Origin of the sequence: Photobacterium sp. 1_MG-2023 (assembly GCF_030547945.1) — a bacterium.
Taxonomy (GTDB): domain Bacteria; phylum Pseudomonadota; class Gammaproteobacteria; order Enterobacterales; family Vibrionaceae; genus Photobacterium.
Genome location: NZ_JAUORR010000012.1, coordinates 44,065 through 59,916, shown reverse-complemented (window position 1 = coordinate 59,916; position 15,852 = coordinate 44,065). Strand labels below are relative to the sequence as shown.

Here is a 15,852-nt window from a genome sequence, read left to right as displayed (position 1 = left end):
AGCTTTACAGTCGGGTAGGTTAATCATCGTCGTCTGATTTCTCAACATCAACCAGATAATCGCCCATCAACCAGTTACGGCCAATCAGCAGCTTGTATTCTAGTTTGCTGCGGTTTCTCAGGTTCACCGTGATACGTTTATGTTCACCATTCCAGCTCAGATCCATTTTTACACCGTAGCGACGCTCAACACCTTGTGCATTTCGAATCTTACTGACCTTTACAATCTTGGCTTTGTATGACGATTTTTCACCTTTTTCGTTTTCAGTTGTGAACTCAACCATATTGCCTAGGTTTTCCCGCATATCGTCACTTTTGTCACCTAGGACACGGATATCATAAGCATTGATTGACGTGGTGTTGGCCCCGGTATCAATTCTGGCCAGATACTTCATATCCAAATCCGGGATTTGAATCGTTTCAACTTGCCCAACAATCGACTTCTTTTCCTGAGGCCGGCTTTTTCCTTCTTCTGCTGTCGTGAAAGGGCTGTTCAAAGCGCAGACGACAAACATAAATGGAATCAATACTTTCTTCACAAAACCTCCAAGAAAAACCACTTCGTCAAAGTAGCCACTTTATCTATCTAGTAATCAATGTTGTTCAGAGAAATGTTAAAGACATCACTTGGTAAGCATAGATTCAGCTAATTGTGCGTCAGTCTCAAAATTGAGCGGATGTCACGATAGCAATCCTCAGTAGCGGTAAAGTGAAATGCCGCCATGCCAAGCCGCTTGGCCGTTTCAACATTTGGCGTATTATCATCAATGAATAAACAGCTCTCAGGCCGAAGCTCATATTTTTCTATAAATCGTTGGAATATAGCAGGTTCTGGTTTCAATAGCAGTTCTCTGGCAGAAACCAAGCCACCATGAAAATCAGCAATAAAATCATGCTTGTCGTAAAGCGTGTCAAAGAAGGCACTGCTCATGTTCGTGAGATAGTAAACATGAAAACCTTGTTCAATGAGCTCATCCAACAACGCTTTTGTCTCTTCAATGAGGTGCAAACTGTTTTGGATATGATGAAGAAAGTCTTCCATGCGAGCTTCAGGAAAACCGGTTCGGGCAGCAAACTTAGGAATCACTTCCGCCATAAACATCGTACCACGATCCAGATCGAGCCAGTCGGTATGCTTTAACACATTGTTTAGCAAAAGCTCTTGCTCATAACTGGATTGAGTGAATGTTTCCGCAATCTTTCGCGGGTTCCACTCGAACAGCACGCCACCAAAGTCAAAAATTACATTACGAATCATATGCGTTTCCGTTAGGTACCTATTTATTGATATTATTCTGGCTCAGCCTGGTCGCAAACATCTATATTCATCCTGAAGACCAGGTCACATTTTTCTATCAGGCCAGTAGGACAATTTGCAATGAGTGATAACAGCCGTTTAGTTTTCTCCACAGAAACGGGTCGAATCAAAGAAGAGCAGGCAGCACCAGAGCGGCCAAAAGGAGATGGTGTCGTTCGTATCCAGCGACAGACGAAAGGCCGTAAAGGGAAGGGCGTGTGTATTGTCACCGGGCTTGATATGAATGATACCGAACTGAAACTTCTGGCCGCAGAACTCAAAAAAGTGTGTGGTTGCGGCGGTTCCGTGAAAGACGGAACGATTGAGATCCAGGGCGACAAGCGCGACCTGCTGAAAACGACACTTGAGAAAAAAGGCCATACCGTAAAACTTGCAGGCGGTTAACTCGCGCTGCAAACTTATGCGACAAGTGATGCCCCATTTGATGGGGCTTTTTTTCGATAAAACATAAACTTAGTCTGCTCCATCAGGTTTTTCTTTTATGCAATACAGGGAGTAAGTATGCGGTCAGCGTATCGTCGTGTCGACACTATGCTGATAGTTCATTCACGATTAACGGTATTTGCACCATTTCCGGCAACCTAATCAGGCAAGAGCGTTATTATTCTGTGACTTCAGCGGAAGATGTTCAGTGCTTGAATGGCACCTATCATGACGGCATCTTATTCACGGTTTCGCATGCAGACCGGACCTATGTTGCAGGCATCATCGGCAAAGTGATATTTTGATCCGGTTTTATGCGCCAAGCGAATTATAAATAAAGACAAACGAACGTATTGACGTTCGTTTGTTTCAGGTAATTACACAGTCTTTGAAGAACCAGGCAAACTGACCATTTGCTGCAGAACTTCAATGAAGTGTTAATTACCTATTTTATGGTAAATAAACGTTATGGTTAAATTGAAGCCCCGGATTTCGGGGCTTTTTTGTGTCACAAAAACAGATATTTAGGTTGGCAAAGCTAATTATCGCATTAGAATTGCTGCGCGTTTATGCAAAAAGGAGAATACGCATGAATAAGTATATCGCTGCAAGCATTCTATCAACAATGGTTTTAACAGCTTGCGGAGGCGGAGAGAGTGGGGACGATGTCAGTGTAAGTGGCGAGTCTAAGTCCAGTTCTTTTAAATATGATGGAATCTATGTCCATCAAACAGACTTAGCATTGATTGTTGTCGATTCCCAGCGCAAGGACACAAATATTGTCGCTGGTGACTTTTTAAATGATGCCGTTCTGCTGGTTGATTCAGCGACAACTGTTGGGAATACCATGAATACAACCGGTTTAACCATTTCTTCAAATGGTGCTGGCATTGATTATGATCCTAACGTAAAGATGACTGCTACCTTTGACGGGACATCAGTAAATCTACGTTCAACACTTGTTGGTGAAGGTCTGAACTACACGATGCAGAAAGCTGAAGACTCATTATCACTTTCTGCCATTGTCGGTACTCATACCAACCCAGACGACGGCAGCACATGGACAATCAATGCGGACGGCTCTTTCACGGTAAACGGCATTTGTACTATTTCCGGCAATATTGCGCGAAATAATAGTTACTTTGCTGTCACTGCTGCCGAAGCAGTTCAATGCACAGATCCAGATTTTAATGGTACTTATGATGATGGTGTTTTACTGACGGTTCCCCATGACGGCAATACTTACGTTGCTGGCGTTATTGGCCGCAGTAGCTCATTCGTTTGGGGATATGCCCCCATCAATTAACAAGAAAAAAAGCCCCGCAGATGGGGCTTTTTGCATAAAAAAGACACTCAATACGATTCAAGCTATTGTTTTATATTGGGTATGCCTATTCAAGAACCAGAGATACTATCCTTAACTTCTCTTCCTCAATTTCTTCTGATTACTCATGATTAAGCGCCAATTGTCGTTGGACTCTACCACCTTCGGGATTGTCAGATCCCGGGCTGTGAATTTCACCTTTCAGTCTGTATTTCTCTGTTTTATGAATCTTATCCATTACACATCATTTAACATAATCTATGTTATGCGTACTGTACTGTAAGATCTAGTTAGAAATGTCAGGTTTGAGCCAGATTGAAATGTCATGCTGTTCTAGCTTCCAAACACGCTTTCTTTAACCGTGTTTGGAGCCCGTGGATGCTGTTAACCATGACTGACAGTGAATTATTGAGAATCAAGCTCATCCAAGACATCTGTGACAAACGGCTCACCGGTGTTGAGGCTGCCCGCTTACTTAAACTGAGCCCGCGCCAAGTTTATCGTTTGGTCAAACGCTTCATTGAATTAGGTGCTTCTGGTTTGGTTTCATTAAAATGTGGCCAACCAGGCAATCATCGCCATGATGATAAATTAAAATTTCAGACATTGGCTTTGCTCCATCAGCGATACAGCGACTTCGGTCCGTCATTGGCTCATGAAAAACTCTCTGAGGATCATGACATCCATGTTTCCGTTGAAACCCTGCGCCAATGGATGATCGCTGACGGTCTTTGGATTCCCCATGCCAAACGCAAGACCAGCCTCGTCATCGTCGTTGTTGCTTGGGTAAAAGACGGGATGACACACCACTCAAGCACTGCTTAGCAATGGCGCACTTCAACTCGCGGCAAAATTTGGACATAAAAGACCCCAATAATTGGTGTCCAACTATTGGGGGTCACTTCAAGATTGCGGGCTTTCATTCATCAACCATTATGGCAAGCGTTACAACAATAATAACAACCATCAACATGCGGATAGATGTTTCGTGCTTCTTTCAAGGCTTCATCACAATCTGGATAGAGCCCCAGGTAGGTTCGGTTTTCTAATTTAGGCAGATGGGTACAGCCATCCTGATGCACTTCGTGCTCACCAGAATTTTGTGCATGATCATTCACATAAAAATTCTTCATCGCTTGCTTCCCTATTCTGTTGTCATATTTACGGTATGCCTACAACACCACTCAAAAGCTATGTCAGTGGTTCGGAAAACGATAAAATTTCTCCCTGATTTGTTGAAACCGATCACTCTCTTTCTCAGCATTTTGCGATTTGCAGTTCATCGATTCTTGTTGTCCATCGATTGGAGCGAAACGCCTGTCGCATGTGCCAATTCGATGTTGCAATCACGGATGCAGGTTTTAGTCCGTTCTTATAGCGGACGTTCAGATTATCGGTGATGCTCATCAGATCCCGACGCTTGGCTTCAGCGAGCGCTTCTCCGTTAAACATATCCAGCTGAAGTTTGTTTTCGCTCACCGGGCTGAGTTCATCCAACATCACACCTATCTTTTGATAGGAATAGCCCGGCCGGTAAATCTTTTCAAGTTGTGATTGGGCAGAAATGATCAATTTTTGAGTGTCTTGCGTTGGACAGATTAACGCAGCAGCACTGCTTTTGTTATGTTGCGGGAGCTGTTTAAAACGGTTCGTCCGAATATATACCCCAACAATTGCCGCCTGACTCCCCTGTTTTCTCAGCTTTTCTCCTGCGCGGTGGCAATGAAAAGCGAGTGCGGACTGAAGTTCCTGAAGGTCCTTGATCCCAACGCCAAAACTGCGAGTCGACATGATTTGCTTTCTGATTTCATCAACGTCTCCCGGCTCAATGCACGCAGTACCTTGCAGTTCCATCACTGTCCGAGACAAACCAACATTCCATAAGCGTCGCATGGCAGCGGAATCCTGGCTGGCAAGTTCCCAGGCAGTGTGAATTTGACTTGTTTTTAAACGGGTTGCCAATCGGGCACCAATGCCCCAGATATCCTGGATATCTGTCCTTTCCAGCAGCCAGCGGCGTTGTTGTTCCGTTTGGATATGAATCACACCATTGACGCGTCTTTCAAACTGCTTTGCCGCATGATTGGCTAATTTAGCCAGGGTCGGAGAGGTCCCGATCCCCACGCGTACTCTCAGTCCAAGTCGGGTCTGAATCGTATTCACGATATTGTTGCCATAATTTGTGAGGGTTTCAGGTGCCAGTCCATCTAATCGGATGAAGGCTTCATCAATCGAATATTGTTCAACCTGAGGTGAAAACTCGGCCAGCTCATCGATGAATCTTTTACTCATGTCTGCATAGAGTGTGTAGTTTGAGCTGCGTACTGCCACACCCAGTCGTTTTGCTTCCCGTTCAATTTTATACCAGACCGCGCCGCGCTTGATCCCAAGTGCTTTCGCCTGCTCGTTGATTGCGACGCAGCAGCCATCGTTATTAGAAAGCACAACAACGGGTTTGTTAGCTAACTGAGGATCGAAGAGTTGTTCACAAGCCGTATAAAAACTTTTAGCATCAACCAGTGCCCAGATCTGGCCCTGTTTTCCCGGTTTGACCGTATCCATCAGCGCTCCAGAAGATTATGAATATTGCGTGTGACGACACCAAAAATTTCAGAGTCTTCTGGCATTGGAAACGGTGCCATGCTGGCGTTTTCAGCTTTCAACCACCATGTATTATTTCTTCGGATCAGTCGCTTACAGGTAAATTCATCATGAATCCGAGCAATGACGATTCGACCTGGCAATACCGCTTCTGCACGGTCGACGATCAATAAATCACCATCATAAATACCAGCGCCTGTCATTGAATCGCCAGCGGCTCTGAGCACAAAAGTGGCATTAGGGTGCCGAATCAAATACTCAGTCAGTTCCAGTGATTCTTCATGCCCTTCAGCCGGAGACGGAAAGCCACAACGCACCGGTTCGATGAATAGAGGTAATACTGCCATTGTGCCTCCCTACCCTTAAATACTGTACATACGAACAGTATAATCTCATCCTCTGCTCAGGAATAGAGAATCGTGGCAAGAAAAGCCAGAAAAAATGTAATCCGCTGAATACACTTCAAAAGTAACGAATGAACTAAATCAGCAAGGTTGCAATTTGATTGTCGAAGCGGCGAAAGTGCACATCATATTGAGAGCGGAACTGGGTTTGACCGACTGCCCGGGTCATCCGAAGACTGATGATTTGCGCAGCCGTATCGACAGCAACCACTTCGGAATCGAGAAAATCCAGATACTGACGAACTTCAGGGTAGATGGCTTTGAATAAACTTTCTTTGGCAGAAAATGTCAGGGTCAGCTGAACGGCAGCAGGCGCATCCAGAACGGCTAAACGGTGCATCTCTTTGGGCGTCAGCAACATATTTTCCAGTGAACGGCAATGAGCGGCATCAATTAACTTTTCCAAGTCCAGCCCAACGATTTGCCCGTCTGTTTTAGGTTTGGTCAGCGCGATTGCCATGGTGTCGGTATGAGAAATCGCGCCGACCACATGCTGTGGCCAAACGGGCGCGCGTTGCTCTCCGATTGGAATCTGTTTATCCGCTTCAATCCCCATGGCTTGCAGGGCATCTCGCGCAGCAATCCGTCCGGCAAGGAACTCTGCTTGCCGTTTGGGTACTGATCGCTGGATTGTTTCCGGCATGTGAATGCCGGCATCGGCAAAATCTGATGTTCGATAACGTTTTTGGTCAAATTCTCGCATATAAACATATTCAGGGCCGATGGCTAAAAACTTAGCATCAGAGATAAAATCCATTTACTTTTCCTCAGATGGCACGATATAAATCAATTCCTTAACGCGCATCTTGCCATTGGCGATTCAGAAATACCATCACCTTGAAATTAAGTCGTTCATTGATTATCTGATGCATTATTGGTGTAAAAAACACCAAACTCTCCCCTAATTTAGGGTTTTCTCCATTTTCGTGTTTATCTTCCTGTTAGACTGGCCGCCTGTTGGTGACAGGGACTGGAATTGGAGAAGAATTAGAATGCGAAAAATCATGATGATTTTAGCGTTGTCTGTGCTGAGTGGTTGTGCGTTACAGCCTGCCCCGCAATACCACACCGGGCAATGCGTTGGGAAAATGACCACAGAAGAAGCTTACGGACACTTAGATCCGAATCGCTATACCATTCAGGTACTGGCTTTAAGCGAAGAGCGTGATATTCGAGGTTATCTACGTGAGATTCCAGGCCAAGACCCAATCTGGGTGAACTGGAAGCACAGCTTGGGTAAAAGCTGGTATGCCGTGATTTACGGCGATTTTGCGACGAAACAAGAAGCAAAACAGCGCGTTCAGATGCTTTCGCCACGGATCAAAGCGCAAGGGCCATTTGTTCGTAGCTTCGCTGAAGTGCAGAACGATAAGCAAACCGAAGTTTTTCGTATGCGTTAATCGCAAAAATACGCCCGGTTCTGAAAAGACCGGGCGTATTTTTAGGGTGACGATATCAGACGGACTCAATCAATTCAGGCAAGATCTCAAATAAATCTCCCACTAATCCATAGTCGGCAATCTCAAAGATTGGCGCTTCCGGATCCTGATTAATCGCAACAATAACTTTCGCATCTTTCATGCCAGCTAAATGCTGAATGGCCCCGGAAATCCCCACCGCAATATAAAGCTCTGGCGCAACGATTTTCCCGGTTTGCCCAACCTGAAGATCATTAGAAACAAAGCCGGCATCAACTGCAGCACGGGAAGCCCCCACCGCACCACCCAGTTTGTCCGCCAGTTGCTCAATCAGTGCAAAGTGCGCTTTATCACCCAACCCCCGACCTCCGGACACAACCACTCTTGCAACCGGGAGTTCTGGCCGGTCACTTTCAGTCACCTCCTGACCAAGATACTCAGAAAGCGGGTTTTCAATCACTTTGTCGAGAGCGGTGATTTCCGCTGGATGCGCCGTATGAGTAACAGCATCGAATGCAGAAGCGCGAATCGTCATCAGGATTTTAGCGTCGGAAGATTTCACTTTTGCGAGTGCATTGCCTGCATAAATTGGCCGGATAACCGTGTCGGGTGACTCAATACTGATTACGTCAGAAAGCACACCCACGCCAAGTAAACCCGCGATCCGGGGAAGAGTATTCTTTCCAGAAGTTGTGGCCGCCATCAAGATATGAGAATAATCCGCAGCAAGCTCTGCCACGAATTCAGACACATTTTCTGCCAGGCAATGCTGGTAAACCGGGTGATCAACCAGAATGACTTTGTTCACGCCCTCAAAATGGCTCACGGCATCTGCGACAGACTGACATTGGTGCCCGACCACTAAAACATGGCATTCTCCGGTCATCGCCTGACTGGCCGCGATTACTTTGGCAGTCTCGGGTGCCAGTATTTGCTGATGATGTTCCGCAATAATCAAAACACTCATGAGATCACCTTCGCTTCATGTTTGAGTTTGTCGACCAGCTCACTGACAGAACTGACTTTGATTCCCCCTTTTCGGGCAGGTGGTGCGATAACTTCAAGCACTTCATGATGAGGTGACAACGTCACACTTAAATCTTCCAGCGTCATTACAGCCATTAGTTTTTGCTTGGCTTTCATGATGTTTGGCAGTGAAGCATAACGCGGTTCATTCAGCCGGAGATCGGTACTGATCACTGCTGGCAATTTCAGTTTTAACGTTTCAAGACCACCATCGACTTCTCGGACAACTTCTGCATGGCCATCCGATATTTTCAGGTTCGACGCAAATGTTCCCTGCGGCAAATGAGCCAAACCTGCCAGCATTTGTGCCACCTGATTATTATCTGAATCAATCGACTGTTTTCCCAGTAGCACGAGTTCCGGCGATTCTGTATTCATGACAGCATGAATAATTTTCGCGACATTCAGCGGCTCGATGGAAGCTGGTGCATCAACGTGAATCGCGCGGTCCGCACCTAGAGCAAGCGCCGTGCGTAACTGTTCCTGACACACAGCTTCTCCAGCAGACATCACAACAATTTCAGAAACGATTCCCGCTTCCTTCAAGCGAACTGCTTCTTCAACAGCGATTTCACAAAATGGGTTCATCGCCATTTTTACGTTATTCTGCTCTACGCCAGAGCCATCTGATTTCACCCGAATTTTCACATAAGGGTCAATGACCCGTTTAATTGCAACCAAGACCTTCACAAGCAACTCCTTGTAAATCATGATGTTTTATCAAAACCACAGCTGAACGCGGATACAAATTCCATCTATCCATCCCGATCAGACCGTTCTCTTCGTTTCAAATGAGTGTGGTTCGGGTTTACGTTTACGTCAACTGGACTACAGTTATTCATAACATTGCGTAAATCAGGGAGTTGGGATGGAACGGGAAAGTATGGCATTTGATGTTGTCATTGTCGGTGCAGGACCGGCAGGCTTGGCCTCAGCCTGTAAACTGATGCAGCTGGCCGCAGAACATCAACAGGAAATTTCAGTCTGTGTGATTGAAAAAGGCGCAGAAGTGGGTTCGCATATTCTGTCTGGCGCTTTGTTTGAGCCAAGAGCACTGGACGAACTGTTCCCCGACTGGTCTGAGCGAGGCGCACCGTTAAATACAGCCGTCTCGGATGATCAGTTCTACTGGCTGACCAACGAGTACAATCAGATCAAAATGCCTGCCGCATTCGTTCCCGCTCCCCTGCATAATCAGGGCAATTATATTATCAGCTTAGGAGAACTCTGCCGCTGGCTGGCGCAACAAGCCGAAGCGTTGGGTGTCGCCATTTTCCCCGGATTCGCTGCAGCCGAACTGTACTTCAATGAGCAACAGGCTGTCGCAGGTGTGATTACGACAGATATGGGTCGTGATAAACAAGGGCAAGAAAAACAGGGATTTCAACCCGGCATTATTCTTGAAGCGAAATACACCATCTTTGCCGAAGGGGCTCGGGGCCATTTAGGAAAAGCCCTGATCGAGTATTTCAAGCTGGATGAAAACAAACAACCACAACACTATGCAATTGGCTTTAAAGAGCTCTGGCAAGTCCCTGCACAGCAACATCAGCCGGGGCTCGTTTTACATTCAACCGGCTGGCCGTTGAGTCAGACCGGAACATCCGGTGGTGGGTTTCTGTATCATTTCGGAGAAAATCTCGTGTCCGTTGGCCTTGTGATTGACCTGAATTACAGCCACCCCTACCTCAGCCCTTTTGATGAATTTCAACAGATGAAACATCATCCCCGATTTGCCTCTATTCTTCAGGGAGGAGAACGCATTGCGTATGGTGCCAGAGTCATCACGAAAGGCGGATATCATTCGCTTCCGCAGCAGAGTTTTCCTGGCGGGCTGCTGGTAGGATGCGATGCGGGGACTTTAAATGGTGCAAAAATTAAAGGGTCTCACACCGCTATGAAATCCGGCATGCTGGCCGCTGAAGCCATTTTTGAAGCGCTGACTGCTGGTCATGCCCACTCGATACCTGACTACCAAGCCCGGTTTCAGGCTTCGTGGTTGCAGGAAGAGCTGTATCAGGCCCGGAATTTCGGGGCGGCAATCCATAAATTTGGATCGGTGCTGGGCGGTGCTTTAGCAACGCTGGAGTTTAATGTTCTGAAAAAGCCGCTCTGGTCTGTCAAAGATCATCAACCGGATCATCTGCAGTTAAAAACAATCGATCAGGTAAAGCCCCTAAACTACCCCAAACCCGATGGCCAATTGAGTTTTGATCGGGCTTCATCGGTCTTTCTGTCGACAATCAAACATGAAGAAAATCAGCCCTGTCATTTACAGCTGAAAGATGCGCAAATCCCAACGAGCACACATTTATCGCTTTATGATGAGCCCAGCCAGCGTTACTGCCCGGCTGGTGTTTATGAGATTGTTCAGAAGAAAGACGGGCCGTTTTTTCAAATCAACGCCGGGAACTGTATTCACTGCAAAACCTGCGACATTAAAGATCCGTCGCAGAACATACAATGGACGCCGCCGGAAGGTGGCAGCGGCCCCAACTATTCCTCAATGTAGCTTATTGAGTGCCGGATTGGGTTTCCTGTCGAATCCAATCCAGATAAGCATGATAACCAGCTTCAACCGGTAAGCAGATGATTTCTGGTGTCTCATAGTGATGATTCGCCAGAATATCTGTTTCAACCGCTGGATACTTATCGCGGGTTGTTTTGATGACGACCAGCTTTTCCCGATCAGACTGCACCTGCCCCTTCCAATGGTAAAAGCTGTCAATCGACTGAACCTGGATACAGGCAGCCAGCTTCTGATTTAATAAAGAATGAATTAATCGCTCGCCCACAATTTCATCTGTAAACGTCGTTAAGACAACACAACAGGATTCTTTCGACATCACTATTCCCCAAACTTTAGCGTTGCGTCAGCGCAATTTTTGCACCCAGTGCAACCAGAAGCCCACCCGATACACCTTCAATCGCTTTGGTATAACCCGACATTTTGGGGTTCCCGAACACAAAACTACCTAACATGGCATACAACAGGTTAATTACAGTGGCCAGTACACTGAATACACACCCTAAAATCATCAGTTGCATCGTCACATTGCCAGCTTGCACATCAATAAACTGTGGTAAAAAGGACAAGAAAAATAAACCAACCTTCGGATTTAAAATGCTGACAATTACGCCCTGTTTAAAAACATTCGAACTCTGGCTGATAGATTCCGCAGCAATCAGACGGCTTTTTCCATTCAAACTATTTCTTATTGAAGAAATACCTAAATAAAGGAGATACGCCGCACCTAAATATTTCACAACACTAAATAAAAGTGCAGAATTCAGAATAAGTGCTGAAAGACCGAGTACAGCAGCAAAGGTGTGCCCCATGTACCCGACGCCCAGCCCGAGTGCGGCTTGGATGCCAGAGCGCATTTTGCCCCGCATCGCGTTTGAAACAATGTAAATCACATCTGGCCCTGGGACTAAATTTAAGCTGATAGAGGCTAATGCGAATAAGAATAAAGTTTGTAAATCCATTTCATTCCTCACTTTTATGATAAGCATTCTCAATAAGGCTGATGTTCAGGACTTCCAAAAACATCCCGGATGAAAGCGCGGAGAATCTTAAGAAAACACGAATTATAGAGCATCATTCGCCAGAAAAAATCAAGCAGAAAGCGTCTCATCCTGAAAGCAATAACACACAGCATACTTTTAAGGCTTGAAATTATTCCACATAAGAACTAAAGCTGTTTTTTTTGCCGGCACTAATAACAAATAAGTATACCTTTACAGCAATTTTGTACTTCCTGTGAATAGATTGTGTGCGATCTGTGTGTTAGTGTTTCAAAGTACTGCAACAAGAAGCTCCACAACTAACAAACCAACAATTAGTAAACTTGCTCAAATCTTGTAGAGGGGACCCGATATGGATGTCAATACACAGGAAGTAAGTAGCTTTGATACTGATGTAATTCATTTGTATTTGCAGGAAATTTCTCACAAATCATTACTGACTAAAGAAGAGGAGATCCAGTACAGCCGTAAAAGTCTGGCGGGTGATCCAATTGCGAAAGCAGTCATGATCGAAAGTAATTTGCGCCTTGTCGTCAGTATCGCCAAAAAGTATCGCGGTAGCACGATGCAACTCAGCGATCTGATTGATGAAGGAAACATTGGCCTCATCACCGCAGTTGAAAAGTTTGATCCGGAAAGAGGGTTCCGTTTCTCAACTTATGCCACGTGGTGGATTAAGCAAACCATTGAGCGTGCAATCCATAATCAGGCTCGTACTATTCGCCTGCCAGTGCACGTGTCAAAAGAAATCAATACGATTCTGAGAACACATAAGCAATTGATGAAAAACAGTAATCAGGAACCCACGCATGAACAGGTTGCTGAGAAAATGCAGAAATCCGTTGAAGAGATTTCTGAAGTTCTGTCATACGACACCCCTGTTGTTTCTATTGACCAATCTTTGTCAGATGACAGTAATTCGAATTCAATTGCTTCTTTTATCGCAGATACGAATATCACGTCACCTGATACCTCACTGGATCAGTCAGATATTCATGCACTGGCGGTCACCATGCTGAAAACCCTGAACGAAAGAGACAGAGAAATCCTTTGTCGTCGTTTTGGCCTGCTGGGATACGAGGCTCAAACCCTTCAGGAGGTTGCGGAAGAAGTTGGCCTGACGCGTGAACGGATTCGCCAGCTGCAAGTCAGCTCGCTCAACAAGCTGAAGAATGCGTTGCAGCGCGAAAACTATAGCCTGGAAATCTTGTTTTCCGAAACCGCTTAACGCGATTCGTTGCAAGATCCCGAAAGCCTGGCAAATTTTGTCAGGCTTTTCTTTGCGCTTTTCACGCAGTGCTGACATCCTATCAACGCGTCGTTTTAAGATGCTTGGCAGGCCCCATTATCTTACCCATAATTTGGGGTATCCCTTTTGTATTACAGCAGTGAAGTAAACATGATTCTCAGAAAACTTTTATTGATAACTTCTGTCGTCTTACTGTCCTCTTGTGCCAGTTACAGCATTACAGAGCAAGAAGTCCAAAACTACCTGGATAAAAATGCCAGAGTGGAACAAAAAGTTGGCTTCGGTGGCTTTGCACAAGCCCATGTTCTCTTCAACGACATCAAAGTTGGTATTGGTCGTGCAGACACAGATCGCATCAACCTGGAAGCAAAATCCAAAGCAGATATCAGTATCAAAGGACAGCCACAGCAGAAAGTTGCCATTCACGTCAACTTTAGTGCGATCCCCTACTACGACAAAAGTGAAGGTGCTGTTTACCTGAACAACCTGAAGGTTGAATCTCTGGACATTTCCCCCAACACACTGGGTCCTTTCTCCAGCAGCCAGGTACTTGCTCCACTCATTGAGATCGTTGGCCAGTACTTATTAAAAATTCCTGTCTACAAACTTCAGGAAGATGACTTGAAACAATCTCTGTTGAAGACAGCCCGTCCTGAGCTCAAAATCAAGAACCATGCCTTGGTGATTCAAATCTGATGAGCTGATGTTTAAGGAGATGGTGTTGTGTTCGTTTATCCCTGCACAATACCATTTTTTAGGACCATATAAATAAAGTTATAGTGCGTTAAAGAGTTCTTCGTTTGCTTTCTCTTTTTTCCATCCTGTTCAAAAGTTCATCACGTGATTCAACAAGGAAGCGCGAAGTATTGCTACCGAAAAACAGCTTGATTGTTTACACTAGAAAACAATCAAGTCAATTTTTTACAAGCGCACCCCTCATTTGAATGCGCATGAGTCCATTTTCAGGATCGTTTTCATGCTGGATAACTTACAACAAATGGTCATTCTGGCCTCCGTCAGCCACGAGCAGAACTTTACCCGAGCAGCAGAACGCCTGGGAATCTCCAAGTCCCAGGTCAGCAAACAGATTCGCTTCCTCGAAGAAAGACTGGGCTGTCAACTCGTTCAGCGTAGTACACGGACTGTCGCCCTCACTGACATCGGCCAGCAATATGCCGAGTTCGGCCAGCAACTGCTGGATACGGTGAAAGAAGCAGAAGCCATGGTGGCGGGTTACCGCAATGAAATCAAAGGGGTATTACGTATTGGCGTTGCACAATCCTTTGGCAATACCAATATCACACCCGCCATGGTCGCGTTTCAGAAAGCAAATCCGGATCTTGAACTGGAAATCAGTCTGTTCGATCACCGCCCGAACTTGCTTGAAGAAGGGTTTGATTGCTGGTTGGCGATTCACGAGCATCCTCCGGAAGGTATGGTTGCCAAAAAACTAGTGGACTGTGAGTTCATGGTTGTTGCTTCCCCGGACTACATTGCACGCTACGGCCATCCAGAAACGCCGGCAGATCTGCGCAAGCACAACTGTATCACCTATGAAAGCCGTGAACGAAAATATGTTCAGTGGGATTTTATGAAAGACGGTGGGCGAGAATCGGTCCGTGTTGCGGGCAGTTATCGCATCAACAACGCACCGGCTGTGCTGGAAGCCACAAAGGCAGGCGCCGGCATTGCCTATCTGGCCACCTATCTCATTCATGATGAGCTTGAGACAGATCAACTGATTCAGCTCATGCCGGACTGGAAACCAGAGCTCGCCTTGCCGATGTATGCTGTTTACCCACGTCACAAATATCTGGCGCCCAAGGTCCGCGCATTTATAGACTTCATGGCGAACTGGATGTCGAGCCATCCTTTTCAACCAAGCACAAAAGCATCTGTTGCGTCTTAGTTCTGCAGTTGTGGATTCGGGCGGACTGTTCTACACCTATAGGAAGTTCAGTCAGGTGCCCGACCATGTTTTCAGATCGTTGTCGATTACAAACATTGCTTCGCAACATCTTCATCATGATGTTGCTGTTCCTTTTCATCGGCTGTGCAACACAACAGGAAGAAGCGCCACCTGAAGCAGAAGCGACCACACCAGCCGCAGAAGTTGAGACGACAGAACCACCGCCGCCACCTCAGGTCATCCTGGCAGAAATCCCCGAGGCTCGGGAGACCATCTACTTCGACTCAGGCAGTTTTGAGATTACCCAGTCTGAACAGTTAAAAATCGATCCGATTGCAGTCCGGTTGAGACGCCATCCAGACAGTAATGTCATCATTATCGGGCACAGTTCTGAAAGTGATAACGAAGAAGACAATATGGCATTGTCTTATGAACGTGCGTTTTCCGTCGCCATCTACATCGCTTCAGTATTTGGCATTGAAGAAGAAAGAATACAAGTTGTCGCGCAGGGCCAGGGCGACCCGGCTTCCTCGGGATCGAACAGCCGCGTTGAGCTGATTTCGCCGGAGACTGTGGTCAGAACTCTGGATGCATCGACAGATAGCAATCCGTTCTGACCACAAAGCAATACGTTGATTGTCTGAGCAACAACC

19 protein-coding genes are annotated in these 15,852 nt (G+C 46.0%); 9 read left to right on the top strand and 10 right to left on the bottom strand.

Translation table 11 applies throughout. The features are described 5' to 3' along the window. Nucleotides 1–19: 19 nt before the first annotated feature. Both Q4579_RS12345 and Q4579_RS12340 read right to left on the bottom strand, forming a co-directional pair. Nucleotides 20–538: a RimK/LysX family protein gene (locus Q4579_RS12345; RefSeq protein ID WP_303564621.1), complete on the bottom strand. Its 519-nt coding sequence runs from the start codon at nucleotides 536–538 to the stop codon at nucleotides 20–22. 107 nt (nucleotides 539–645) lie between these two features. Further along, nucleotides 646–1,257, bottom strand: coding sequence for an HAD family phosphatase (locus Q4579_RS12340; RefSeq protein ID WP_303564619.1), 612 nt, complete (start codon nucleotides 1,255–1,257; stop codon nucleotides 646–648). A gap of 120 nt (nucleotides 1,258–1,377) precedes the next feature. Between Q4579_RS12340 and yciH the strand changes: the two genes are divergently transcribed. The 3 genes from yciH (at nucleotide 1,378) to Q4579_RS12325 (ending at nucleotide 3,889) form a co-directional block, all read left to right on the top strand. Further along, on the top strand, nucleotides 1,378–1,701 hold the full coding sequence (gene yciH, locus Q4579_RS12335; protein WP_303564617.1) for a stress response translation initiation inhibitor YciH: 324 nt from the start codon (nucleotides 1,378–1,380) through the stop codon (nucleotides 1,699–1,701). 628 nt (nucleotides 1,702–2,329) lie between these two features. Further along, nucleotides 2,330–3,046 carry a hypothetical protein gene (locus tag Q4579_RS12330; RefSeq protein ID WP_303564616.1) on the top strand — a complete coding sequence of 239 codons (717 nt, stop codon included), beginning with the start codon at nucleotides 2,330–2,332 and terminating at the stop codon, nucleotides 3,044–3,046. Nucleotides 3,047–3,442: 396 nt separating this feature from the next. Then, nucleotides 3,443–3,889: a helix-turn-helix domain-containing protein gene (locus Q4579_RS12325; RefSeq protein WP_303564615.1), complete on the top strand. Its 447-nt coding sequence runs from the start codon at nucleotides 3,443–3,445 to the stop codon at nucleotides 3,887–3,889. A 101-nt stretch (nucleotides 3,890–3,990) separates the two neighbouring features. Here Q4579_RS12325 and Q4579_RS12320 read toward each other — a convergent pair whose 3' ends face one another. The 4 genes from Q4579_RS12320 to Q4579_RS12305 form a co-directional block, all read right to left on the bottom strand. Then, a complete protein-coding gene (locus Q4579_RS12320) occupies nucleotides 3,991–4,197 on the bottom strand; it encodes a hypothetical protein (protein ID WP_303564614.1) in 207 nt (68 codons plus the stop codon). 124 nt (nucleotides 4,198–4,321) lie between these two features. After that, complete coding sequence (locus Q4579_RS12315) at nucleotides 4,322–5,626, bottom strand: Y-family DNA polymerase (protein WP_303564612.1); 1,305 nt, start codon at nucleotides 5,624–5,626, stop codon at nucleotides 4,322–4,324. Continuing rightward, nucleotides 5,626–6,012, bottom strand: a complete 387-nt coding sequence (locus Q4579_RS12310; protein WP_211651721.1) for a LexA family transcriptional regulator — start codon at nucleotides 6,010–6,012, stop codon at nucleotides 5,626–5,628. The genes Q4579_RS12315 and Q4579_RS12310 overlap by 1 nt, the downstream gene beginning before the upstream one ends. 133 nt (nucleotides 6,013–6,145) lie before the next feature. After that, nucleotides 6,146–6,826 (bottom strand): 4'-phosphopantetheinyl transferase, encoded by a 681-nt coding sequence (locus Q4579_RS12305; protein WP_303564608.1) that lies wholly within the window; start codon nucleotides 6,824–6,826, stop codon nucleotides 6,146–6,148. Nucleotides 6,827–7,061: 235 nt separating this feature from the next. Here Q4579_RS12305 and Q4579_RS12300 point away from each other — a divergent pair, with 235 nt between their 5' ends. After that, nucleotides 7,062–7,469 (top strand): SPOR domain-containing protein, encoded by a 408-nt coding sequence (locus tag Q4579_RS12300; protein WP_303564605.1) that lies wholly within the window; start codon nucleotides 7,062–7,064, stop codon nucleotides 7,467–7,469. A gap of 55 nt (nucleotides 7,470–7,524) precedes the next feature. On the opposite strand, the gene Q4579_RS12295 is transcribed toward Q4579_RS12300, so the two are convergent. Further along, a complete protein-coding gene (locus tag Q4579_RS12295) occupies nucleotides 7,525–8,454 on the bottom strand; it encodes an electron transfer flavoprotein subunit alpha/FixB family protein (RefSeq protein WP_303564602.1) in 930 nt (309 codons plus the stop codon). Beyond that, nucleotides 8,451–9,203 (bottom strand): electron transfer flavoprotein subunit beta/FixA family protein, encoded by a 753-nt coding sequence (locus Q4579_RS12290; RefSeq protein WP_303564600.1) that lies wholly within the window; start codon nucleotides 9,201–9,203, stop codon nucleotides 8,451–8,453. The genes Q4579_RS12295 and Q4579_RS12290 overlap by 4 nt, the downstream gene beginning before the upstream one ends. Nucleotides 9,204–9,381: 178 nt before the next feature. Between Q4579_RS12290 and Q4579_RS12285 the strand changes: the two genes are divergently transcribed. Then, on the top strand, nucleotides 9,382–11,025 hold the full coding sequence (locus Q4579_RS12285; RefSeq protein ID WP_303564598.1) for an electron transfer flavoprotein-ubiquinone oxidoreductase: 1,644 nt from the start codon (nucleotides 9,382–9,384) through the stop codon (nucleotides 11,023–11,025). A gap of 1 nt (nucleotide 11,026) precedes the next feature. Here the strand turns inward: Q4579_RS12285 and cutA are convergent, their stop codons facing one another. Together cutA and Q4579_RS12275 are read right to left on the bottom strand one after the other, a co-directional pair. Next, entirely contained in the window at nucleotides 11,027–11,359 is a 333-nt protein-coding gene (gene cutA, locus Q4579_RS12280; protein WP_303564594.1) for a divalent-cation tolerance protein CutA, read from the bottom strand. A 16-nt stretch (nucleotides 11,360–11,375) separates the two neighbouring features. Continuing rightward, entirely contained in the window at nucleotides 11,376–12,002 is a 627-nt protein-coding gene (locus Q4579_RS12275; RefSeq protein ID WP_303564591.1) for a LysE family translocator, read from the bottom strand. A 391-nt stretch (nucleotides 12,003–12,393) separates the two neighbouring features. On the opposite strand from Q4579_RS12275, the gene rpoS reads away from it, so the two are divergent. The 4 genes from rpoS (at nucleotide 12,394) to Q4579_RS12255 (ending at nucleotide 15,816) form a co-directional block, all read left to right on the top strand. Further along, nucleotides 12,394–13,269, top strand: coding sequence for an RNA polymerase sigma factor RpoS (gene rpoS, locus Q4579_RS12270; RefSeq protein WP_303564589.1), 876 nt, complete (start codon nucleotides 12,394–12,396; stop codon nucleotides 13,267–13,269). Between the two features lie 192 nt (nucleotides 13,270–13,461). Beyond that, the gene (locus Q4579_RS12265; RefSeq protein ID WP_303564587.1) at nucleotides 13,462–13,986 is read left to right on the top strand and encodes a DUF1439 domain-containing protein; all 525 of its coding nucleotides are present in this window, start codon (nucleotides 13,462–13,464) and stop codon (nucleotides 13,984–13,986) included. A gap of 280 nt (nucleotides 13,987–14,266) precedes the next feature. Next, nucleotides 14,267–15,199 (top strand): LysR family transcriptional regulator, encoded by a 933-nt coding sequence (locus Q4579_RS12260; protein ID WP_303564585.1) that lies wholly within the window; start codon nucleotides 14,267–14,269, stop codon nucleotides 15,197–15,199. 65 nt (nucleotides 15,200–15,264) lie between these two features. Beyond that, nucleotides 15,265–15,816, top strand: a complete 552-nt coding sequence (locus Q4579_RS12255; RefSeq protein WP_303564583.1) for an OmpA family protein — start codon at nucleotides 15,265–15,267, stop codon at nucleotides 15,814–15,816. The last annotated feature ends 36 nt before the right edge of the window (nucleotides 15,817–15,852 follow it).